The organism is Raineyella sp. LH-20, assembly GCF_033110965.1.
Classification (GTDB): Bacteria; Actinomycetota; Actinomycetes; order Propionibacteriales; family Propionibacteriaceae; genus Raineyella.
Window position 1 is genome coordinate 912677 of record NZ_CP137003.1, and the last position, 21024, is coordinate 933700.

Annotated in this window: 20 protein-coding genes; 7 read left to right on the forward strand and 13 right to left on the reverse strand. The window is 70.7% G+C overall.

Annotation, left to right across the window (positions count from 1 at the left end; genetic code table 11):
* Window positions 1-19: 19 nt before the first annotated feature.
* Window positions 20-1111 carry a DUF808 domain-containing protein gene (locus R0146_RS03980; RefSeq protein WP_317691567.1) on the reverse strand — a complete coding sequence of 364 codons (1092 nt, stop codon included), beginning with the start codon at window positions 1109-1111 and terminating at the stop codon, window positions 20-22.
* Between the two features lie 214 nt (window positions 1112-1325).
* Between R0146_RS03980 and R0146_RS03985 the strand changes: the two genes are divergently transcribed.
* The gene (locus R0146_RS03985; RefSeq protein WP_317691568.1) at window positions 1326-2003 is read left to right on the forward strand and encodes a DUF1345 domain-containing protein; all 678 of its coding nucleotides are present in this window, start codon (window positions 1326-1328) and stop codon (window positions 2001-2003) included.
* Window positions 2004-2137: 134 nt separating this feature from the next.
* Here R0146_RS03985 and R0146_RS03990 read toward each other — a convergent pair whose 3' ends face one another.
* The gene (locus R0146_RS03990) at window positions 2138-2431 is read right to left on the reverse strand and encodes a hypothetical protein (RefSeq protein ID WP_317691569.1); all 294 of its coding nucleotides are present in this window, start codon (window positions 2429-2431) and stop codon (window positions 2138-2140) included.
* A gap of 425 nt (window positions 2432-2856) precedes the next feature.
* On the opposite strand from R0146_RS03990, the gene R0146_RS03995 reads away from it, so the two are divergent.
* On the forward strand, window positions 2857-3402 hold the full coding sequence (locus tag R0146_RS03995) for a DinB family protein (protein WP_317691570.1): 546 nt from the start codon (window positions 2857-2859) through the stop codon (window positions 3400-3402).
* 12 nt (window positions 3403-3414) lie between these two features.
* Here the strand turns inward: R0146_RS03995 and R0146_RS04000 are convergent, their stop codons facing one another.
* Both R0146_RS04000 and R0146_RS04005 read right to left on the reverse strand, forming a co-directional pair.
* The gene (locus R0146_RS04000; protein ID WP_317691571.1) at window positions 3415-4806 is read right to left on the reverse strand and encodes an MFS transporter; all 1392 of its coding nucleotides are present in this window, start codon (window positions 4804-4806) and stop codon (window positions 3415-3417) included.
* A 6-nt stretch (window positions 4807-4812) separates the two neighbouring features.
* Window positions 4813-5754 (reverse strand): aldo/keto reductase, encoded by a 942-nt coding sequence (locus tag R0146_RS04005; RefSeq protein WP_317691572.1) that lies wholly within the window; start codon window positions 5752-5754, stop codon window positions 4813-4815.
* 111 nt (window positions 5755-5865) lie between these two features.
* Between R0146_RS04005 and R0146_RS04010 the strand changes: the two genes are divergently transcribed.
* The 3 genes from R0146_RS04010 to R0146_RS04020 all read left to right on the forward strand — a co-directional run bounded on the left by R0146_RS04010 (window position 5866) and on the right by R0146_RS04020 (window position 9465).
* Window positions 5866-6495 carry a hypothetical protein gene (locus R0146_RS04010; protein WP_317691573.1) on the forward strand — a complete coding sequence of 210 codons (630 nt, stop codon included), beginning with the start codon at window positions 5866-5868 and terminating at the stop codon, window positions 6493-6495.
* A gap of 100 nt (window positions 6496-6595) precedes the next feature.
* Window positions 6596-8395 carry an ABC-F family ATP-binding cassette domain-containing protein gene (locus R0146_RS04015; RefSeq protein WP_317691574.1) on the forward strand — a complete coding sequence of 600 codons (1800 nt, stop codon included), beginning with the start codon at window positions 6596-6598 and terminating at the stop codon, window positions 8393-8395.
* Between the two features lie 173 nt (window positions 8396-8568).
* The gene (locus R0146_RS04020) at window positions 8569-9465 is read left to right on the forward strand and encodes a DMT family transporter (protein WP_317691575.1); all 897 of its coding nucleotides are present in this window, start codon (window positions 8569-8571) and stop codon (window positions 9463-9465) included.
* Window positions 9466-9486: 21 nt separating this feature from the next.
* Here R0146_RS04020 and R0146_RS04025 read toward each other — a convergent pair whose 3' ends face one another.
* Together R0146_RS04025 and glf are read right to left on the reverse strand one after the other, a co-directional pair.
* Complete coding sequence (locus R0146_RS04025) at window positions 9487-10524, reverse strand: glycosyltransferase family 2 protein (protein WP_317691576.1); 1038 nt, start codon at window positions 10522-10524, stop codon at window positions 9487-9489.
* Window positions 10525-11844 carry a UDP-galactopyranose mutase gene (gene glf, locus R0146_RS04030; RefSeq protein ID WP_317691577.1) on the reverse strand — a complete coding sequence of 440 codons (1320 nt, stop codon included), beginning with the start codon at window positions 11842-11844 and terminating at the stop codon, window positions 10525-10527.
* Window positions 11845-12044: 200 nt separating this feature from the next.
* On the opposite strand from glf, the gene R0146_RS04035 reads away from it, so the two are divergent.
* Window positions 12045-12806: a queuosine precursor transporter gene (locus R0146_RS04035; RefSeq protein WP_317692328.1), complete on the forward strand. Its 762-nt coding sequence runs from the start codon at window positions 12045-12047 to the stop codon at window positions 12804-12806.
* 13 nt (window positions 12807-12819) lie between these two features.
* Here the strand turns inward: R0146_RS04035 and R0146_RS04040 are convergent, their stop codons facing one another.
* A complete protein-coding gene (locus R0146_RS04040) occupies window positions 12820-14001 on the reverse strand; it encodes an alpha/beta fold hydrolase (RefSeq protein WP_317691578.1) in 1182 nt (393 codons plus the stop codon).
* Between the two features lie 81 nt (window positions 14002-14082).
* Here R0146_RS04040 and R0146_RS04045 point away from each other — a divergent pair, with 81 nt between their 5' ends.
* The gene (locus R0146_RS04045; RefSeq protein ID WP_317691579.1) at window positions 14083-14517 is read left to right on the forward strand and encodes an ACT domain-containing protein; all 435 of its coding nucleotides are present in this window, start codon (window positions 14083-14085) and stop codon (window positions 14515-14517) included.
* 28 nt (window positions 14518-14545) lie between these two features.
* Here R0146_RS04045 and R0146_RS04050 read toward each other — a convergent pair whose 3' ends face one another.
* From R0146_RS04050 to R0146_RS04075, 6 genes are all read right to left on the reverse strand, one after another.
* Complete coding sequence (locus R0146_RS04050) at window positions 14546-14977, reverse strand: GNAT family N-acetyltransferase (RefSeq protein WP_317691580.1); 432 nt, start codon at window positions 14975-14977, stop codon at window positions 14546-14548.
* Window positions 14978-15094: 117 nt separating this feature from the next.
* Entirely contained in the window at window positions 15095-16213 is a 1119-nt protein-coding gene (locus R0146_RS04055; protein ID WP_317691581.1) for an ABC transporter ATP-binding protein, read from the reverse strand.
* Between the two features lie 243 nt (window positions 16214-16456).
* Window positions 16457-17713 carry an ABC transporter substrate-binding protein gene (locus R0146_RS04060; protein ID WP_317691582.1) on the reverse strand — a complete coding sequence of 419 codons (1257 nt, stop codon included), beginning with the start codon at window positions 17711-17713 and terminating at the stop codon, window positions 16457-16459.
* A gap of 100 nt (window positions 17714-17813) precedes the next feature.
* Window positions 17814-18857, reverse strand: a complete 1044-nt coding sequence (locus tag R0146_RS04065; protein WP_317691583.1) for a carbohydrate ABC transporter permease — start codon at window positions 18855-18857, stop codon at window positions 17814-17816.
* Between the two features lie 2 nt (window positions 18858-18859).
* A complete protein-coding gene (locus tag R0146_RS04070) occupies window positions 18860-19798 on the reverse strand; it encodes a carbohydrate ABC transporter permease (RefSeq protein WP_317691584.1) in 939 nt (312 codons plus the stop codon).
* Window positions 19799-20101: 303 nt separating this feature from the next.
* A complete protein-coding gene (locus R0146_RS04075; RefSeq protein WP_317691585.1) occupies window positions 20102-20863 on the reverse strand; it encodes a glycerophosphodiester phosphodiesterase in 762 nt (253 codons plus the stop codon).
* Window positions 20864-21024 lie beyond the last annotated feature (161 nt).

A 21024-nucleotide genomic window follows, 5' to 3' on the forward strand; every position in this document is an offset into this window, starting at 1 on the left:
CGTTCCCGCGGGAACGTCCTCAGTGGTCGACCTCCGGCTGCGGGTCGCCCTCGCGACCCGAGGCGCCCCCCTCACCCGTGGCCTCATTGGCGGCACCCTCATGCACATCGTGGCGGCGGAACGGCAGCACGTGGGCGACCCCGGCGAGCACGCCGCCGATCACGATGGCGACCACCGCCGAGCCGAGGGTGTCGATCAGCCAGGCCAGCAGGCCACCGATCCCGGGCACGTGATGCGCCGGAGCCGACAGGTGGTGCAGCAGGTCGGCGGGGGCGTGCCAGCCCAGCGTGTTCGCCCCGGTGATCAGGATGTGCCCGCCGACCCACAGCATGGCGGCGATGCCGACGGTCGACAGGACCGACAGCACCGTGGGCATGGCGGCGACCAGCACCCTGCCGACGCGCCGGGCGACCGGCCGGTCGCGACCGCTCAGCACCAGACCGATGTCGTCCATCTTCACGATCAGGGCGACCACGCCGTACACCAACGCCGTCAGCGCCAGCGCCACCAGGATGAGGGTGAGCGTCTTGGGCAGCAGCGGCATCACGGCGTCCCGGCCGGCGTTCACCGAGGCCAGCGAGATCACCATGATCTCGGCGGAGAGGATGAAGTCGGTCCGCACCGCGCCGTTGACGAGGGTCCGCTCGGATGCCGCGCCCTGCTCGACGACCGGACCGTCATGCTCGCCCGGCGCCTCCCGCTGGCCATGCTCGGCTACCGTGGCCTGTCCGGCCCGTTCGGCCTGTCCGCCGCGGTCGCCACGCCCACGCTGCCCCGCTCGCCTGCGCCCGCTGCGGATCGCGTCCAACAGCTTCTCCGCCCCCTCGAAGGACAGGTAGAGGCCGCCCAGCATCAGCAGTGGGGTGAGCACCACCGGCAGGAAGTGATCCAGGACGAGCAGGACGGCGATCAGGATCGCCTTGTTGACCAGCGAACCCCGAGCGATCCGCCAGATGACGGGCAACTCGCGACTCGGGTGGATCCCTGTCACGTACTGCGGCGTCACTGCGGCGTCGTCGACCACCACCCCGACGGCCTTCGTGCTGGTCGCGCTGGCGGCCTTCGCGATCATCGCCACGTCGTCGAGCAGGGCGGCGAGTCCACCGGCCATGGGATCCTCCCGGAGTACGGTCCGTCGTGTCCGTGCGTACGAGCGGTGACGTACGCACGGCGGGCGTGCGTCGCTGCTCGCGCCGCTCGGCGTCCCGTCGTGACGTACGCCGTTGCTGCGCAGCTGACGCGACCGCACGCCCGGCAGTGAAACTAGCAGGATGATGTGACATCCGCGGTGCGGTCCGTCCCGGCGGCCGCCGAGAGGAGACGACGTGAGCACGACCCAGCCGAGCGCGCAACAGCCGAACGCGACACGCCCGTTCCATCGATTGGTGCTGGTCAGGCTGGCCGCGTGCGCGGTCCTGGGGCTGCTCGCCGGGGTGACAGTGCTGCTGACCTGGCGCCCGGAGGCCGCGGCGGTGTCCGGCTGGATCGTCACCGCCGGCGTCTACTGCGCCTGGACCTGGGCGAGTGTCGCCCGGATGGACGGGGCGGCGACCCGCGCCCATGCCACCGAGGAGGACACCGGCCGGCGGCCCACCGACGTCATCCTGCTGGTCGCGTCGGGCGCCAGTCTGGTCGGCGTCGGCGTCCTGCTGGCGGCAGCCTCCCAGAAGGGCACCGCGGCGATCGTCGAGACCGGACTCGGCGTGCTCTGCGTGGCCTCGTCCTGGGTGCTGGTGCACGTCCTGTTCACCATGCGCTACGCCCGGCTCTACTACGACGGCAACGGCGGCGTCGACTTCAACCAGGAACAGGACCCGGACTACCAGGACTTCGCCTACCTGGCCTTCACCCTCGGGATGACCTATCAGGTCAGCGACACCGCCCTGACCAGCACGGCGATCCGCCGGACCGTGCTGCAGCACACGCTGATCAGCTACTTGCTCGGCGCGGTGATCCTGGCCTCGACGGTCAACCTCGTCGCGTCGATCGCCTCGAGTCTGTGAAGCGTACGCTGCCCGACAGACCCCGGATCGTCGCCGCTCGACCCACATATCTGCGGACCTGGCCGACCCGGACCATCCGATGACACGCCCACCGCGGCATCCGACGACGTGCCCGCCCGCGGGCATCCGGGGTGCTACTCGGAGCCCTCGCTCCTTCCCTTCGCCGACTCGGCGAAGCGGGCAGCCGCGTACGCCTCGACCCGCCGATCGAAGGACCGGCCGACCACCCGCCCGAGCACCACACCGATGAGCAGCAGCACCAGGAGCAGCACCCAGCTGGCGTCCTTGAGATAGCGGTCCGCGGCGGCGCCGGCCAGATGGACGACGAGGGCGATCCCGCCCGCCCAGCAGGCCGCGCCGGCCGCGTTCGCCACCAGGAACCGGGGGTAGGACAGCCGCAGGGTGCCCGCCAGCGGGCCGGCGAACATCCGCAGCAGGGCGACGAACCGTCCGACGAAGACCGTCCCGGTGCCGGCCGGGTGCTCATCAGCGATCCGGTGATCAGAGCTGTCTCCCCGGGCACCGGCACGCCGATGCTCTCCACGCCGACCAACACGCCGATGACGACGTAGACCGCCAGCGGCGGGATGGACTGCAGGAAGGTGAGGAAGGTCATGGCGTCCAGGGTCGGGGCATCGTGGGCGGGGAGACACCCGACCGTAGCCCGATGTCACTGAGAGTCCGCCGAGTCGGGGCGACCCGGCGCCGGTGTCGGTGGCTCGGTGCTGCCGGCCCTGTGCCGGTGTCGATGTCAGTGCCGGTGTCGGTGGGCTCTGCAGGGATCCGCCGCCGTCCGGCCGCTCACCCGGCCGGAGGTCTGGCCTGCCCCGTGGTCGAATCCTACGATGAGGCGGTGGACACCACTCACCAGCCACCCCACACCACACCCTCCCGCCCCGACACGACCGACTGGACGGTGGTGATCGACGAGGGCTGCACGCAGTGCGGTTTCCACCCGATCCGACCCCTGGGCGACATCGCACCACGGCTCACCGCCTCGATCGCACGCTGGCAGTCGGTGCTGGAACGTACGGACGTCGCCGTACGCCCCGAGCCTGACGTCTGGTCGCCGCTGGAGTACGCCTGCCACGTCCTCGACGTCAGCCTGGTGTTCACCACCCGGGTCGAACAGATGCGCTCCGAGGACACCCCCACCTTCGTCGGATGGGACGGCGAGGCGGCTGCGATCGCGGAGGACTACAACGCTCGCGACCCGCGCTCGGTCGCCGCCGACTACGAGACCGCCACGCACCGTGCCGCGGAGTTCTTCGCCTCCCTGGAGGAGGACGCCTGGCAGCGCCCCGGCCTGCGGGCCGACGGCAAGCGGTTCACCATCGCCACGCTCGCCGACTACTGGCTGCACGAGATCCACCACCACCTGGCCGACGTCCAGGGCTGACCCGCCCTGCCCTCATGCCGGGAGCGGACCCGGGCCCCCTCCGACGCCTCCGTCGACCCCACTGTCCACCCCACCGGCCGCGTACTCCGCCGACAGCATCCGGTAGGACCGGGTGGTGAACGCCAGCGCGGTCACCACCAGGCCGAGGGCCGCCGCCGCGATGAAGACCAGCGCGATGCCGCGGGCATCGCCAGCCCCGACCAACCATCCGAACGTACGCCGCCCCGGCTCGGAGGCCATGTACGGGATCAGCCCGTACTGCGCGATCGGGCCGATCAGGAAGGCGGTGAGCGGCGCGGCCGCCGACTCGACCGCCTGGGCGAACCCGAAGACCCGCCCCTGCACCGGGTACGGCACGACCCGCTGCAGCGTCGTCTGCTCGGCCGCCTCGATCACCGGGATGACGGCCATGTAGAGGATCAGGCCGACCGCCAGCAGCACGATCGACTCGCGGATCGCGAACACCAGGCCGATCAGGTAGATCACCACGTTGCCGAGCAACAGCAGTCGCAGCGGGGCCGGCCCGAGCCCCACCGCCGCCACCACCGCGCCGCCGAGGATGAAGCCGAAGCTCACCACTCCCCACAGCACGCCCCAGATCTCGACCGACACCAGGGTCAGACCGTACGGGTCGAGCAGCGCCATGTAGACCCCGCCGATGAGGTTGTTGAACGTGGAGAAGACGATCAGCGCGATCAGCCCCGGGACGGCGATGACCGTACGGGCCGCGGCGGCGATGTCGACCGGGTGCGGCACTCCTTCGGTGTGGCTGATCTCCGCCTCGGGGATGGCGATGGTCAGCAGGTGCACCAGGGACAGCAGCGACAGGGTGACCGCGATGACGATCGCCCACCCCATGCCGAGCAGGCCGACCGCCAGACCGCTGAACACGGAGGTGACCGCGAAGCTCAGCCCGTTGACGATGCCCACCCGGCCGTTGCCCTTGGCCCGGTCGTCCGGCGGGACGAGCAGGGTGACCGTGGTGGTCAGGGCGATCTGGCGGGCGCTCTCGGCGATCGCCCCGAGGAGCACGAAGGCGACGAAGAGCCAGAACGGGAACGCGCCGATGGTCAGCAACCGTTCCCGCGGGAACGCCAGGAAGCAGACCAGCGACAGCCCGAACGACGCCACGGTCAGCACCTGGGCGCCGACCATCACCTTCTTCTTACGATGCCGGTCCACCAGCATGCCGAACGGGACCGCCATCACCGCCAGCAGCAGCATGTACGAGCCACCCATGATGGAGGTGGCCAGCACCGACCGGGTCTCCAGGTAGATCCAGAAGGTGGCCGCGAACCACAGGAAGCTCGTGGTGAGATTGGCGATGAAGGTGTTGGCCAGCAACAGGGTGAAGGCCCTGCTCGCCGGGGTCCTGTTCGCCGGGGCCCTGCTCGCGGACGCCATCGACGGTCAGGCGAACGGGGCCGACGCCTGGTCCAGGGCGTCGACCTGCTCGGGGCTGAGGGCGAGACCGGGCGCGGCCATCAGCGCCGGGAGCTGTTCGACGGTCCGGGCCGAGACGATCGGGGCGGTGATCCCCTTGGCGAGCAGCCAGGCCAGCGCGACGGTGGCCGGGGCGGCGCCGTGCTGCCCGGCGACGGCCACCACGGCGTCGACCACGGCCAGGCCGTCGGCGGTCAGCCGGCCCTTGGCCGCGCCGGCCCGCGCCGCGCCGACCAGATCGGCCTCCGTACGGTACTTCCCGGAAAGGAAGCCCGAGGCCAGGGCGTAGTACGGGAAGACGGCCAGGCCGGCCTCGTCCGCGAGCGGGCGGAAGGCGGTCTCGTACGCGAGACGGCTGACCAGGTTGTACTCCGGCTGGATCGCCACCGGGGCGGTGAGGCCCTCGGCCGCGGCGACGTCGAGCCAGCCGCGCATCCGCTCGGGAGTGAGGTTCGACATGCCGATGGCACGGATCCGGCCGTCCTTCACCAACCCGTCGAAGGTGGCGGCGATCTCCTCGATCGGGCGCTCCGGGTCGTCGTAGTGGGCGTAGTAGAGATCGATCCGGTCGGTCCGCAGCCGGCGCAGCGAGTCGTCGACCGCGGCCCGTACGTTGTCAGGGGCCAGGCCCTTGCGGGTGGCCAGGGCGCCGACCTTGGTGGCGATGACCAGACCGTCGCGGTTGCCACGGGCCGCCATCCAGTCCCCGAGGATCGTCTCGGACTCGCCGCCCTGGTTGCCCGGCACCCAGGCGGAGTAGGAGTCGGCGGTGTCGACGAAGTTGCCGCCGCCGGCCACGAACGCGTCGAGGACCGCCTCGGATCCGTCGCGGTCGGACGTCCACCCGAAGGTGTTGCCACCCAGGTTGAGGGGGAAGATCTCGGTGTCGAGCGAGGGGATGCGTGCCATGGCCCCACCCTGCCACGCATGTTTCGCCTTCAAGCAGCGGGGTGGTCCCGCGCGGGGGGCGACACGGACCGGTCCGGAGCGGCACACTGGGAGTCAGAGTGAGGGGGCACGATGATCGAGTTCACCTGGACGGACACCGTGGCCGAGTCCCACCTGTGGGCACGGGAGCTCCGATCGTTCGCCGAGATCGCCACCACCCTGGACGATCTCGCCGCACGCCGCGACGAGCTGGTGCCGCGCACCTTGCCCGCCGGCGTCTTTCCCGTCGGCACCACCGACCTCGACCTGCTCGACCAGGTGCTGAGGGCGCGACCGCCGCAGGTCCTGATCGCCGACGTGCTGTTGGAGCCGCTCACCGAGATCGAGGCGCGCTGTGCCCGACTCGTGTTCGACGATCCCGGACAGGTCGCCGAATGGGACCGCGAGCAGCCCGTCGTGGCGCTCAGTGCACCGGTGGTCCGCGACGGCGAGGTGCTGGACACGGTCGGCTTCACCGCGGACTGCCTCGACGTGCAGCAGCAGGAATGGGACGAACTACGGGAGGGCTGGCTGCCACGACTGGCCGACGCCGGCTGGCAGCCGTGCAGCACGGCGTTCCTCACCGCCGCGATGACCGGCTTCCTCGACGTCTACCAACGCCAGTCGGCACCCCGGATCCGCGACGTCGTGCTGGTCGAGCCGCTGAGCCCGCACCCGGTGGTCCGGTCGGCCCTGGAGGACCTCCGCCCCGTCCGTCGCTGACCAATGGTGGTAGCATCGCGGCGTGCTGTCCTGAGGATCGAGTCCGTCCCGCGCCCGAGGCCCTGCCCGGCGGGAATCTCCTCACGCCCTCAGGATCCCGATGCCATCACCGCACATCCCCTCATCCCGCTCGGACCATGCGTCCCGTTCGGACCAGGCGACCTCGTCCCGGTCGGAGCAGGCGACCCGCCGCCCGACGTCCCTGGCGCCCTTCGCCACCTCCTCCGCCGGCGGCGCCGACCACCTGCGCGTCGACGGGGTGTCCCGCGCCTACCCGGACCGCCGGGTGCTCACCGATGTCTCGTTCGTCGTCCCCGCAGGCGGTCGGGCCTGCCTGATCGGGGAGAACGGATCCGGCAAGTCGACCCTGCTGCGGATCGTCGCCGGGCTGGACCAGCCCGACGCCGGCACGGTGACCGTCCCGGGCACCGTCGGGCTGTTCCACCAGCAGCCGCCGTTCCCGCTCCACCTCACCCTGGACCAGGTGCTCGCCGATGCCACCGCCCCGCTGCGCGCCCTCGCCCGACGGGTCGAGGAGGCCGGTGAGGCGATGGCCCGGGGGGACGGGGCTGCGGGCGTACGCCTCGAGGAGGCGCTTGCCGAGGCGGAAGCCCGACAGGCATGGACGGCCGGCCACCTGGTCGACCGGCTGGTCGGCGGCCTCGGCCTCGACACCCTCCCCCGGGACCGGCCGGCCGCGGCGATGTCCGGCGGCCAGCTGGCCCGGCTGTCGCTCGCGTGGCTGCTGGTCCGCCGGCCCGACACGCTGCTGCTCGACGAACCGACGAACCATCTGGACGACGCGGCCACCGCCCTGCTCGTCGAGCTGCTGGCCGGCTGGTCGGGCCCGGTGCTGATCGCCGGCCACGACCGGGCCTTCCTCGACGACGTCGCCACCCTGCTGGTCGACCTGGATCCGGCGCCGGTGGCGTACGCGGCCGTACGCCACGACCACGACTCCCCCGGCTCCGGCTTCGGTGTCACCCGGTTCAGCGGCAGCTACACCGCCTACCTCGCCGAGCGCGAAGCGGCCCGCGAGCGGTGGGAGCGCCGATACCGCGACGAACAGGCCGAGCTCGACCGACTGCGCCGCCGGGTCCGCGACGACCATGTGGTCGGCCATCCCGGCCGCGGGCCGCGCACCGAGGCCCGCGGGGCGAAGAAGTTCTACGCCGACCGCAACGCCGCGGTGGTGTCGCGGCGGGTCAACGACGCCGCCGCGGCGCTCGCCGACCTGGAGGCCGGCCAGGTGCGCCGTCCGCCGGCCGAGCTGCGGTTCCGCGGTCTCGCCGGGACCGCCTCGACACGGATGCGTACGCCGGGGCCGGTCCTGGTCGCCACCGAGGTGGGCCTCCCGGGGCGGCTGGCGCCCGTCTCCGTCGCGCTCGACACCGGCAGCCGGCTGCTCGTCACCGGCCCCAACGGCTGCGGCAAGTCGACCCTGCTGGCGATGCTCGCCGGCGAACTGGCCCCGAGCACCGGGACCGTCCACCGGCTCGGCCGGCTGTCGGTGGGTCTGCTCGGCCAGGACGTCGTGCCCCGGGACGCCGAGCGTACGATCCGCGACCTCTACCGCGACGCGGTCGGGGCCGACCAGGCGGACCGTACGCCGCTGGGACGGTTCGGCCTGATCGCCGGCCGGGACGAGGAGCGCCGCTGGGCCAGCCTCAGCGTCGGACAGCGCCGCCGGCTCGACCTGGCGATCCTGCTGGCCCAGCCGCCCGACGTGCTGCTGCTGGACGAGCCGACGAACCACTTCTCGCTGCTGCTCGCCACCGAGCTCGAGCGGTCCCTGCCGGACTACCCGGGGGCCGTGGTGGTCGCCAGTCACGACCGGCGGCTCCGCGAGACCTGGGCCGGGCAGCGCCTGTCGCTCGACGCGGCCGGACCCACTTCCTGAGAACAGCCTGAAAGCGGCGTGGCCACGGTGGGGGGACCACTGGGGGACACTCCTGAGAGGGCCCCCGCGACACGCTCACCGGTTGGTCGCGAGGGCCCGGTCAGTCCTAGGTTTGGTGCACAGGGCTGTCGCACATCCCCTGCACAGCAACCGTCGCCGACCGAAGGATCATCGTGGGCCAGAACACCACCCTCGCGATCGTTCTGGTCATCGTCGGCTCGTTCTGCTACGCACTGTCCGCGTCGTTCCAGCACCGGGCCATCAAGCGCAAGGTCGATCGCAACGAGGAGAAGCGTCCACTCGGTTTCCGGGCCTTCCTGCAGACGATCCGGTCCCGCCGCTGGCTGGCCGGGGCGGGCCTGCTCGGGGTGTCGGCGATCCTGCAGATCCTCGCCCTGTCGATGGCCCCGGTGAGCGTCGTGCAGCCGGTCGGGCTGCTCGCCTTCCCGTGGTCGATCCTGATCCAGGCGCGGCTGCACCGGCAACGGATCCGCCGCCGGGTCGGGCTGGCGGTCGTGCTGACCGTCGCCGCCACGGCCTCGTTCACGATCCAGAGCGCGCTGCACGCGGTGCCGCACTCGGACCTCAACGGGGTCCGGGTCGCCGTCGGTGCGCTGATCGTCTACCTGCTCACCCTCACCTTCGGCCTGTTCGGCGCCCACGGCCCCAAGCACTGGCGCTGCCTGCTGTGGTCGTCGGGCGGCGCGATGCTGTACGGCCTGGAGGCCGCCCTGGTGAAGTCGCTGATCGACTTCATCCGTGGCGTCGACTGGCGGCATTCGCCGCTGTTGTGGACGATCCTGCTCGCCCTGGTGATCGGTAGTGCGACCGCCGGCTGGATGATCCAGCAGGGCTTCGCCACCGGCCCCAGCGAGATCGTGGTCGGGTCGACGACCATCACCAGCCCCGTCATCGCCGTGACGTACGGCATCGCGGTGCTCGGCGAGGGCCGGCTGCTGGACGTCCCGTCGGCCGCCCTGATGGTGCTCTTCGCCGTGCTGGCGGTCACCGGCGTGGTGGTGCTGACCCGGCTGGACCACTCCTGGGAGCAGCGGCCCGTCCTGCAGTGAGGCCGGGCCGCTGCCGCCCGCTCAGTTGAAGTGGAACAGGCGCTGCGCCAGCCGGTAGCCGATCAGGGACAGCCGCCGCCCGTACGGTCCGGCGAGGTTGGTGCCCAGCACCACGCCGTGACGGCCCAGGCGGGCCCGCAGGTCGGGATCGACGGAGTCGATGTGCTCCCACATCTGGCGGCGCATCGCCAGCCCCTCCTCGTCGCCCTTGATGACGGCGAAGATGGAGGAGGCCGCGACGATCAGCGCGAGGTAGTTCTCCATGTAGCGGGCCAGCTTGCGGTCGGGGATGTCGCCGGGCAGCTTGTGCGCCTCGACCATCACCGCGGTGATCCGCATCTGCTGGTCCAGCCGGCTCACCATGATCGGCTCGTTGACCGACTGGTCGTCGCGGCCGATGAAGTAGTGATAGAGGTCGACCGGCAGGTAGTACAGCGTCTTCACCAGCGGCAGCGGCACGTAGACGAAGATGTTGTCGACGTAGAAGGTGTGCTCGGGCAGCTTCAGGCCGGCGTCGCGCAGCACCTGCGTACGGTACGTCGCGGCGTGCATCAGGATGTTCTGGCCACGCGCGAAGTGCCGGGTGTGGTCCCAGGTGATCTGCCTGTTGGTCGGCAGCGGCCCGCGGTAGCGGATCGGCCGGCGGTTGCCGGTGGCGACGTGCTCGTAGACGTAGTTGGTGACCACCAGGTCGGTCGGGCTGGCGGAGGCGACGAACCCGCGCAACTTGGTCAGCAGCAGGCCCAGGGCGTCCTTGTCGAGCCAGTCGTCGGAGTCGACCACCCGGAAGTAGTGCCCGGTGGCTGCGGCCAGGCCGGCGTTGACGGCACCGCCGTGGCCGGCGTTCTCCTGGTGGATGACCTTGATCGTGTCGGGGTGGCGACGGGCCCATTCGTCGGCCTTCGCCCCGGTGTCGTCCTTCGTCGACCCGTCGTCGACGATGATGATCTCCAGATCCTTCGCACCGGTCAGCATGGACTCGACGCAGTGGTCCATGTAGTCGGCGGAGTTGTAGCAGGGGATCGCGATGGTGAGCGTGGGACGCACTTCGGCGGGCATTCAGTTCTCCTCGGACGAGCCGGCCGGGTGGGCCGTCGGCTGCTCGGCGAGCAGCCGGTCGGACAGCGCCAGGGCGTTCGCCACGGTCGCGTCCATGTTGTAGTAGCGGTACTCGGCCAGTCGACCGATCGGGTGGAAGTCGGGGAACTGCTGGGTCAGCGCCACGTACTTGCCGTGCAGGGCGAGGTGTTCCTCGTCGAGCACCGGGTAGTACGGGTCCATCCCGGCATCCGGCTCGTACGGCTTGGAATACTCCCGCACGATCGTCGTCACCCCGGGCAGCACCTGGCGGGTGAGGTACTTGAACTCGGTGATCCGGGTGTAGTCCTCGGAGACCGTGTAGTTGATCGTGCCGCGCTGCTGGAAGACGTCCTGCTGGTAGGTCTCGAAGACGAAGTCGAGCGAGCGGTACGGCAGCCGGCCGAAGCGGTTGCCGAACAATTCGTCGAGCGGGCCGGTGTAGACCACCGTGCCGTCGAACGTCTGCCCGTCGATGCGCACCACGCCGGGAGTGCTCAGGTCGAGGACCGTACGGGCATCGACGTCGGTCCGGACGGTGATGCCCGGATGGTCGAGCATCCGCCCGATCATCGCGGTGTAGCCGTCGGTCGGCAGGCCCTGGTGCGGGTCCTGGAAGTAGCGGCAGTCCTCGGAGAGGAACACCGGCACCCGGGCGGTGACCGACGCGTCGATCTTGTCCGGCGTGGTGCCCCACTGCTTGAGGGTGTAGTAGAGGAAGACGTTCTGGTAGACGTAGTCGGCGACCTCGGCCAGGTCGGGGTCGTCCTCCTCACGCAGGGCGTTGATGGAGACCTTGGCGCCGTCGCCGAAGCGGGCGACCATCTTGGCGATCAGTTCCTCGCCGCGCTCCTCGCCGAAGGCCAGTCGCATCGAGACCTTGTTGAACGGCACCGGCAGGTAGGTCTCGTGGACGTTCGCGAGCACCTCATGGGAGTAGCCGTTCCACGCAGTGAAGCGGGACAGGTAGTCGAACACCCGCTCGTCGCGGGTGTGGAAGATGTGCGGCCCGTACTTGTGGACCAGCACGCCGGCGTCGTCGACATGGTCGTACGCATTGCCGCCGATGTGCGGTCGCTGCTCGAGCACCAGCACCCGCCGGCCGCCGCGCTCGGCGAGCTCCCGGGCGATCGTCGTGCCGGCGAACCCGGCCCCGACGACGATGGCGTCGTAGCCGGCGACGTCGATGGCGTCGTAGCCGGCGACGTCGATCCCTTGGATCGCCTCGGGGTTGTGCTCCTGTGTGCCGGAACGGTGCGCGTCCTCCGCACCGTCGGCCGTACGGACTTCACCGGTCTCCACCACAGTCCTGCCTTCCTCACCGCTCGTCGGGGGCACCCTCACGGGAGCCTAGTAGGCGAGGCGGGCGGGCCCCGCATCGGGATGGCATGCGGCGCGCCCACCGACCGGCCGACCGGCGACGGCTCGCACCGCGCGTTCACGATGCCCGATTAGACTCCCGACCCGTGACAACCTCGGACCAGCTCCCCTCGGGAGATTCGATGACGTTCCCGCGGGAACGCGGCGGACAGGCGCCCCGCGCGGCGTACGCCGATGCGGGCTCCCCCCGCTACGCCACGATGCTCGCGATCATGTGCGTGGTCGTGGTGCTGTCCAATATCGGCGGGTCGAAGGGCGTCGTCTTCGGCCCGGTGATCACCGACGGCGGGTTCTTCCTCTTCCCGCTGGCGTACATCCTCGGTGACACGATCACCGAGATCTACGGTGTCCGCGCGGCCCGACGGGCGATCGCCGCCGGCTTCCTGACGAGCATCGGCGCCGTCGTCACGTACGCGATCATCATCGCGCTGCCGGGCTTCACCGACGACTTCGGCGTGGCCAAGCAGGCCGCCCTGGAGACGGCGTTGGGACCGGTGTGGCAGATCGTGCTGGCGAGCATGCTCGGCTTCGTCTGCGGCCAGTCGGTGAACTCGTTCATCATGTGGGCCCGGAAGCGGCGACGCCTGGAGCGGGGTCTGATCGGGCGGCTGGCCGGGTCCACCGGTGCCGGCGAACTGGTCGACACCGTCGTCTTCTGTTCGGTCGCCGCGACCGCGATCGGCATCACCACGATCGGCCAGTGGGCCAACTACGCCTTCTTCGGCTTCGTCTACAAGGTCGCCGTGCAGTACCTCGTGATGCCGCTGACGGCGTACGTCATCCGCCGGATCAAGCGGGCCGAACCGAGCTACCAGGCCGCCCTGGCCGCGGCCGGGACCGGGACCGGCGAGCACGCCGGAGCAGCCCAACCCGCCCAGGCCTGACCTCCCGGCCGCGCTATCCGCCCACCGCCGGCTGACCCGCCCGCAACAAAGACGCCGTCAGCCGGTCGAGGGCGATCAGACCGCCGATAGCGGGCGCCAGGTGACGGGTGGCCCCCCGACGACGCAGCCCGCGCAGCGAGATCGGCGCGCCACTGAGCACGGCACGGATCACCGCCAGCAGCGCCTCGGGGTGGGAGTCCAGCACGCTGTGGCCGATGTCGGGCACCCGGACGTAGCGGCCGTACCGGGCGAGGCCGGCCGTACGTTTCGCGACCGCCGCCGGGGTGGTCAGGTCCCGCTCCCCGGCCAGCACCACCACCGGCCAGTCGAACCGCGGCAGCGACGCGGGCAGGTCGAACGGCTCCCGCTCGTACGCCGGGAACCGCCCGACCAGTTCGGTCGTCAGGTACGCCGGATCGAAGATCCGCCCGTCCGGGGCCGGCGCGTACTGCAACTCGCGGGTGGCCAGATTGCCGACCAGCCCGAACTCCATCACGTACGGCATCGACCCGGTCCCCCGCGCCCGGACGGCGCGGAACGTACGATCCACCAGCCCGGCCGGGTGCCGGCCCCGCGGGTCCAGGTAACGTTCCAGCCGCGCCGCCCCGGCGAACTCGTAGATCGACGCCGTGACCGCCCCCAGCGGCAGCGGATCGGCGCCCTCCTTCTCCACCATCCGGCGGATCCGGCGCGCGGCGGTGGCAGTCGTGCCGTGGTCGCCCTCCCAGAGCACCCGGCGGGCATGCGCGCGTACGTCGTGGTGGTCCTCGGCGGAGAGCAGGGTCGAATCGAGCACCATCGCCTGCACCCGGGCGGGGTGGCGGACCCCGAAGCCCTGTGCCAGGTAGGTGCCGTACGAGCTGCCGACGATGATCGCCCGGTCCACGTGCTCGGCGTCCAGCACGGCCGCGATGTCGTCGACGGCCGCGGTGACCGTCATCGCCGAGGCCGGCAGGTCCGCCCCGGTCACGTCATGGCGGGAGTAGCCGACGCCACGGTGCTCGACCATGACGATGTCGAGATCCGGGGCGGACCTCCGCAGCCCCCCGTACACCCGGACCGATCCCAGTCCCGGGCCGCCGGGGATGACCACCACCGGGATGCTCGCGCCGCGATGCACCCGGACGTAGGCGAGGTCGAACTCCGGCGAGTCCGTGCTCGCCGGTCGCCGCACCGTACGGATCTCCCGGGCCATGCCCTCAAGCGTACGTACGGACACGATGCCGACGGGGCGTTCCGAGCGAGCTCATCGGAAGACCTGGGCAAGACTGGGCGCATGACCTCACCGACCGGAGCGACCACCGAGACCGGAGCGATCACCGACCTCGGGCAGTTGCTCGCCACCCTGACCCCGCGCCTGTCCGCGGCGCCCGTGGTCTACACCGTGGTCGACGCCCTGCCCGACGGCTGCCGGGTCTTCGCCACGGTGCGCGAGACCGAGGGACTGACCCTGGTCCTGGACCGTCAGGAGGCCGACCGGCTGGGCCTGTCGTACGACCATGTCGCTGCGCTGATCACCCTCCAGGTGCATTCGGCGCTGGAGGCGGTCGGCCTCACCGCCGCCGTGTCGACCGCGCTTGCCGCGCACGGGATCAGCTGCAACGTGATCGCCGGGGCCTACCACGACCATCTGCTGGTGCCGTGGGAACGGCGTACGGAGGCCCTGACGGTGCTCGACGCGCTGCGCCCCGGCGCCGAGCCTCCGCGCTGAGCCGGCACGCTGAGCCGGCGGAGGCCGACTACTCGTCGACCTCCAGCCGCTCGGCGAAGTGGAAGGAGACGATGTCCAGCCGCTCCCGCAGGTAGAAGCGGTGCGCGGCGTGGCGGTGCACCCCCGAGTCCAGGTCGAGCACCGCACAGTGGTGGCGCCGGGCGAGGTCCTCCGCATGGTCGAGCAGCGCCGCCCCGATCCCCTGCGAGCGGGCCGAATCGTCGGTCACCAGGTCGTCGATGTAGAGCTTGCGGCCGACGCCGGTGGTGGCGACCAGCCGCCACCCGCACACGCCCACGCAGTCCTCGCCCTCGAACGCCGCGAAGAACGACGGCCGCTGCGCGTCGGAGGCGAGCACCTCCTCCAGATCGGCCGCGCCCAGATGGGGCCGCAGCTGCTGCAGCACCGGCAGTGCCTGTGCCCAGCGGGGATCACCCGCCGGCAGGTTCACGATCTCCATGGCCCGGCCTCCTCCTCGTCCGTACGGTCCCGCCTGTCGTCCGTACGGTCCCGCCACGACTCTAGCCGGGAGCAGGCGCGCACAGCAGGCTCCGATCAGCGCCCCCGGCCCGCCGGCTCAGACGTATTCGAGATTGATCTCGCTGTCCGGGTGGAAGAACTTGCACTCCCCGGCCCGCGGGCGGACGTGGATGCGTTCGCCGGCGGCGAGACGCTGGTACTTGTCGGCACGGACGGTGATCCGGCCGTTGCGTACGGCCAGCGGGGCGTCCGCCTCGGGCACCGGGGTGCAGTGGGCGAACGACTCGGCCCCCAGTTCCTCGACCAGGTCGACGCTCAGCGGCACCGACGCCGGATCCTCCGCGGACACGATCTCCCAGGCCTCCGGACGGATCCCGACGATCACCCTGTCGGTGACCTTCGCGGCGAGTTTCGGCGTCATCGCGAGGTCCATCCGGTGTCGTCCGCCGAGCACCGCCCGGCCGTCGACCACCGGCACGTCCTCGAGCAGGCTGATCGCCGGGGAGCCGATGAAGCCGGCGACGAAGGTGTTGTACGGCGCCTCGTAGAGGGTGGTCGGCCGCTCCACCTGCTGCAGTTCGCCGCCGTCCAGGACGCAGACCCGGTCGCCCATCGTCATCGCCTCGGTCTGGTCGTGGGTCACGTAGACCGTGGTCACGCCGAGCCGGCGCTGCAGGGCGGCGATCTCGGAGCGGGTCGACACCCGCAGCTTGGCGTCGAGGTTGGAGAGCGGCTCGTCCATGCAGAAGACCTTCGGGTCACGGACGATCGCCCGGCCCATCGCGACCCGCTGCCGCTGGCCACCCGACATCCGGCCCGGCTTGCGGTCCAGCAGGTCCTCCAGCTGCAGCATCCTCGCGGCCGCGTCGACCTTGGTGGCGATCTCGGCCTTCGGCATCTTCGCGTTCTCCAGAGCGAAGGCCATGTTCTGCCGGGCGGTCATGTTCGGGTAGAGCGCGTAGCTCTGGAAAACCATGGCGCAGTCGCGGTCGCGCGGCCGCATCGTCGTCACGTCCGTGCCGTCGATCAGGATGCTGCCGGCATCGACGGGCTCCAGGCCCGCGAGCATCCGCAGTGTGGTGGATTTGCCGCAGCCCGACGGCCCGACCAGGACCAGGAACTCCCCGTCCTCGATGGACAGGTCGAGCCGGTTCACCGCGGGTCGCTGCGCGGGGTCGAAGATGCGGGTGGCAGCGACGAAGTCGACGGTGGCCATGAGTCCTCCTGGGACGTGGACAGGCAGGGTGCGGAACGCCGGATCGTACGGCGTCGGTCGGCGGGTGGGGTGGACTGGGGTGGGGGCGTACGGATCCGGCGTGCGCCGGGCGCCGAGTCGGACCGGGACCCGGCGCTCCGGCAGGCCCCGGCACCGAGCGGCCGGTGCGCCGTACGCCATGGATGTTCCACGTGGAACCACCCGCGAGGACGTACGACGGACGACCGCCCGGCCCCGACAGGATCAGATCAGCGGCTTGATGTCGCGGTCGATGGTCTTCTGGGTGTCGTCCTGGAGCTGCTGGAAGACGGTCTTGACGTCCTCCTTGCCGGTGGTGATCCGGTCCAGGGCGGCACCGATCCGCAGGCCGCCACCGGGCACGAAGACCCGGGCGGCGTCCTGCGACCTGGTGTTCTCGTTGACCTGCTTGATCGCGGTCATCGCGTTCGGGTTCTGGGCCAGGAACTGCTTCTCACCGGCGTCGTCCAGAGCGTCCTTGCGGACCGGCATGTAGCCGGTCGCCTGGGTGAACTTCACGGTGTTGGCGGTGCTGGTCAGGAAGTCGATGAACTTCACCGCGTTGAGCTTGCGCTCCTCGCTGATCCCCGCGGGCACGCCGAGGCCGGCACCACCGGTGGCCGCACCCGGCTTCGGGCCGGGCAGGTAGCTGGTGAAGAACGGCGACTTGGCCGACTTGGTCAGGCCGGTCAGCGACCCGGTCGACTCCAGCAGGCCGGCGGCACCGCCGGTGGCGAACTGGTTCACCGCGTCGTTGGAGACGGCGATGTTGCCGGCCTTGACCTGGTCCTGCAGGAACTGGCCGGCGGCCAGCGTCTCGGGGGTGGTGAAGGTGGGGGTCCAGTCCTTCGAGTAGGAACCGCCGAAGGTCCACACCATGCCCTGGAAGTACCAGTCGAGGTAGTTCTTGCCGTCCGGGATCACCAGCGCCGGCTTGCCGCCGTTGGCCTCCTTGAGCTTCGGGGCCCAGTCGGCGAACTGTGCCCAGCTGGTCGGGCCGGAGGTGCCGAGGCCGGCCTTCGCCATCAGCTCGGTGTTGAGGTACATCAGGTTGGTCGAGCGGGCGTACGGCATGCCGTAGTGCTTGCCGTTGTAGGCGTAGTCCTCACGCAGGGTGTCGACGTACGTGTCGGCCTTCACGCCGGCCTTGGCCCACAGGTCGTCCAGCGGGGTGGTGGCCTTGTTGAGGGCGAAGTTGAACCAGGTCACGTCGGAGGCGACGATCACGTCGGGCAGCTGGCCGCCGGCGAGGGCGGCGTTGAACTTCTGCCCGAGCTCCTCGTAGTTGGCCCCACCGTCGACCAGCTTGGCCGGGGTCTTCGGGTTGGCGGCGTTCCAGGCGTCGATCATGGCCTGCTCGACGGCCTGCGACTTGCCCGGGTGGTTGGACCAGAACTGGATCGTGCCGTCGCCCTTCTGGCCGGCGGACGCCCCGGTGCCGCAGGCGGCGAGGGCACCCACCGACGCGACGGCGCCGGACATGGCGAGGAAACTACGACGGGACAGGGACATGCTCGTTCCATTCCTTCGGTGGTGCCGCACGCTGGTCGCGTACGGGGATCGGGGGTGCCGCGCGCCCGGGTCAGCCCTTCACGGCGCCGGCGGTGAGGCCCTTGATCATCTGCTTCTGGAGGATGAGGAAGACGATCAGGATCGGCAGCGAGGCGAGCACCGTGCCGGCCATCACCGGTCCCCAGTTCGTCAGGCCCTCGTTGTTCTGCAGGAACGTCAGGCCGACCGGCAGCGGGGCCACCTCGGCGCCGTCCGACATCAGGAACGGCCACAGGTATTCGTTCCACTCGTTGACGACGGTGATCAGGGTGAAGGCGACCACGGTCGGCCAGGACATCGGCAGGATCACCCGGAACAGGGTCCGGAAGAAGCCGGCTCCGTCCATCAGCGCCGCCTCGCGGATCTCCCGCGGCAGGGAGAGGAAGTGGTTGCGCATCAGGAAGGTGCCGAAGGCCACCCCGGCGAGCGGGACGATGATGCCCTGGAAGCTGTTCCGCCACCCCCAGTCCGCCACCAGCGCGTAGTTGGAGATGACGGTGATCTGGTTGGGCACCATCAGCGAGGCGATCACCCCGATGAACAGCACGTTCCGTCCTGGGAAGCGCAGGTAGGCCAGGGCGTACGCGGTGAGCACGCCGAGCGTCACCTTCACCACCACCAGGGTGCCGGTGATGATCACCGAGTTGCGCAGGTAGGAGAGGAAGGCCACCTCCTGCTGCACATAGAGGTAGTTCTCCGGGGCGAACGGGTGCGGCCACCAGGTGATCGGGTCGGCGTAGATGTCCGGGCGGGTCTTCAGCGAGGTGATCAGGATGAAGTACAGCGGGACCATGATCACCGCGACGGTGACCAGGATGCCGAGGTAGCCGAGCACCGTGCCGGCGGTGCCGCGCTCGCCGGGCTTCGGGATCGCCCACCGCGTACGCCCCGCGGTCAGGGACCCTGTGGTCGCCTCGGCCTGCCGCCCGGTGGCCCCCGCGGCCTGCGACCCTGCCGTGCCGGCGACGGCCGACCCGTCGGTGCCGGCGACGGCCGACCCGTCGGTCCCGGCGCCCGGTCCGGTGCCGGTGGGCTCGAGCGGCTCGCCGGTCCCGGTCCTGTCGGTGATCGTCATGATCAGTCCTGCCTGTCCTGGAGTTGCACCTGGACGAGGGTGACGGCGAGGACGACCAGGAACATGATGGTGGCCACTGCGGCGCCGTAGCCCGCGCGGGAGTTGACGAAGGTCTCCTGGTACACCTGGAAGACCATCGTGGTGGTGCCGGTGCCCAGGGGGCCGCCGCGGGTCATCACGTTGATGATGTCGAAGACCTGCAGCGAGTTGAGCAGCACGGTGACCGACAGGAAGAAGGTGGTCGGCCGCAGCTGCGGCAGGATCACCCGGAAGAACGCCCGGACCGCCGAGGTGCCGTCGATCTCGGCCGCCTCGTCGAGTTCGGCCCGACGACCCTGGAGCGCGGCCAGGTAGATGACGAAGACGTAGCCGACGTTCTTCCAGATGTAGGTGACCGTCACCATGAACAGCGCCCAGCCGGGCGCCTGGTAGAAGTTCGGCGAGGCGATGCCCAGCCGGCCGAGCAGATCCTGGATCAGGCCGAACGTCGGGTCGAAGACGAACTGGAAGGCGACACCGATCGCCGCCCCGGAGATCACGAACGGCGCGAAGACCATCGAGCGTACGGCGCCACGGCCGAACAGCTTCTGGTCGAGCAGCAGTGCCATCGCCAGCCCGAGCACCATCGACCCCAGCACCGCCGCGACGGTGAAGATCAGCGTGTTGAGCACCACGGTGCCGGTGTCGCGGGCGGTGAACCACTCCACGTAGTTGGCGACACCGATGAACGTACGGCGCGGCGAGGAGATGTTCCAGTGGTAGAAGGACAGCCGGATGTTGTCCAGCAGCGGCCGGTAGGTGAACAGCGCCAGCAGGACCACGTTGGGCAGCACCAGTGCGGCGGCCAGCCCGATCTCGCTCCACGCGTACGGCCGGCGTCTGGGGACCACCGCCTCGGTCGGCTCGCCGCTCGTCCGCGGCGAGAGCATCGTCGGACTCACGGGGCCCGAGCCTGCTCCACAGGGGTGAATGCTGTGCGGTTCACAGGTGACGTCGAGATGTACGCCACACGAACGGGCGCCGATCGGTCACCCGGTCAGGTCACGTCCGCCCGTCGCATCCGCTGGTCTTGTCCGCCCGTCGCATCCGCCCGTCGCGTCCTTTGGTGTCGAACAAACTTCCATAGGGCAGACCTATAACCCGCCGGAGGACACCATCAGCCGTCCGGGCAAAGCGGTCCGGCCGCCCGCTCCTAATCCCCGGGACGAGTCGCCATCGCCCCCGTCAGGGCGGAGCGACCCCGGTCAGTCGGCGACGAGCTGCAGGGCCAGATCCGGGCTGTCTGTGGTGATCGCGTCGACGCCGAGCTCCAGGCAGAAGGCGATGTCGGCCGGGTCGTTCACCGTCCAGACGTGCACCTCGAGTCCGGCCTCGTGGGCGCGGCGGACCAGCTCGGGGTCCCGGCGCACCATGCCGAGCCAGGGGCTGATCGCGGGTGCCTCGACGCCCTCGACGATCGGGGCGGGGAACTGCAGCTGGGATCGCGGGACGTCAGGCAGCAGGCCGGCGAAGACGTGGACCGCCTCCGGGTCGAAGCTGATCATCCGCACCGGCGCGTCCGCGCCCACCCAGCCGCGCTCCCGCAGCAGGCCGGCGAGCGCCCGTTCGACGTCGGTGCCGCACGGGTTCGGATGCTTGGTCTCGACCACCGCGAAGACGTCGATGCCCCGGCCGCGGGCTTCGGCCACCAGGTCGAACAACTCCGGGACGGTGATCAGCTCGCGCTGGGCGGGAGTCGCCTCCGGGCCGATCAACCAGGAGCCGATGTCCACTCCCTTGAGCTGGGCGACGGTCAGGTCGCGGGCGTCCACCGGCCGCCCGCCGGTGCGCGCCAGGTCGAGGTCGTGCAGACAGATGAGCTGGTCGTCGGCGCTGAAGTGGGTGTCACACTCCAGCCCCAACCGGCGCCCGGTGCGGGCGGCCAGGTCGATCGCGGCGACGTACGCCGCACGGCTCTGTTCGGGTTGACGGGCGGACCAGCCGCGGTGGGCGATGACGAGAGTCACGGCTGCAGAGTAGCCCCCGCCGGGTCGGCCGTTCCCGGTCAGGGGTGCCGCCGGGTCAGCCGTTCCCGGTCAGGGGTGCCGCCGGGTCAGCCGTTCCCGGTCAGGGGTGCCGCCGGGTCAGCCGTTCCCGGTCAGGGGCGCCGCCGCGCCTGTCATGCCTC

Excerpts from the sequence above, each read along its gene's own strand:
- R0146_RS03980 (WP_317691567.1), bottom strand. The coding sequence starts at position 1,111 with ATGGCCGGTGGACTCGCCGCCCTGCTCGACGACGTGGCGATGATCGCG.
- R0146_RS03990 (WP_317691569.1), bottom strand. The coding sequence starts at position 2,431 with ATGTTCGCCGGCCCGCTGGCGGGCACCCTGCGGCTGTCCTACCCCCGG.
- R0146_RS04000 (WP_317691571.1), bottom strand. The coding sequence starts at position 4,806 with ATGGCGTCCGCGAGCAGGGCCCCGGCGAACAGGACCCCGGCGAGCAGG.
- R0146_RS04005 (WP_317691572.1), bottom strand. The coding sequence starts at position 5,754 with ATGGCACGCATCCCCTCGCTCGACACCGAGATCTTCCCCCTCAACCTG.
- R0146_RS04010 (WP_317691573.1), top strand. The coding sequence starts at position 5,866 with ATGATCGAGTTCACCTGGACGGACACCGTGGCCGAGTCCCACCTGTGG.
- R0146_RS04015 (WP_317691574.1), top strand. The coding sequence starts at position 6,596 with ATGCCATCACCGCACATCCCCTCATCCCGCTCGGACCATGCGTCCCGT.
- R0146_RS04025 (WP_317691576.1), bottom strand. The coding sequence starts at position 10,524 with ATGCCCGCCGAAGTGCGTCCCACGCTCACCATCGCGATCCCCTGCTAC.
- R0146_RS04035 (WP_317692328.1), top strand. The coding sequence starts at position 12,045 with ATGACGTTCCCGCGGGAACGCGGCGGACAGGCGCCCCGCGCGGCGTAC.
- R0146_RS04040 (WP_317691578.1), bottom strand. The coding sequence starts at position 14,001 with ATGGCCCGGGAGATCCGTACGGTGCGGCGACCGGCGAGCACGGACTCG.
- R0146_RS04045 (WP_317691579.1), top strand. The coding sequence starts at position 14,083 with ATGACCTCACCGACCGGAGCGACCACCGAGACCGGAGCGATCACCGAC.
- R0146_RS04050 (WP_317691580.1), bottom strand. The coding sequence starts at position 14,977 with ATGGAGATCGTGAACCTGCCGGCGGGTGATCCCCGCTGGGCACAGGCA.
- R0146_RS04055 (WP_317691581.1), bottom strand. The coding sequence starts at position 16,213 with ATGGCCACCGTCGACTTCGTCGCTGCCACCCGCATCTTCGACCCCGCG.
- R0146_RS04060 (WP_317691582.1), bottom strand. The coding sequence starts at position 17,713 with ATGTCCGGCGCCGTCGCGTCGGTGGGTGCCCTCGCCGCCTGCGGCACC.
- R0146_RS04065 (WP_317691583.1), bottom strand. The coding sequence starts at position 18,857 with ATGACGATCACCGACAGGACCGGGACCGGCGAGCCGCTCGAGCCCACC.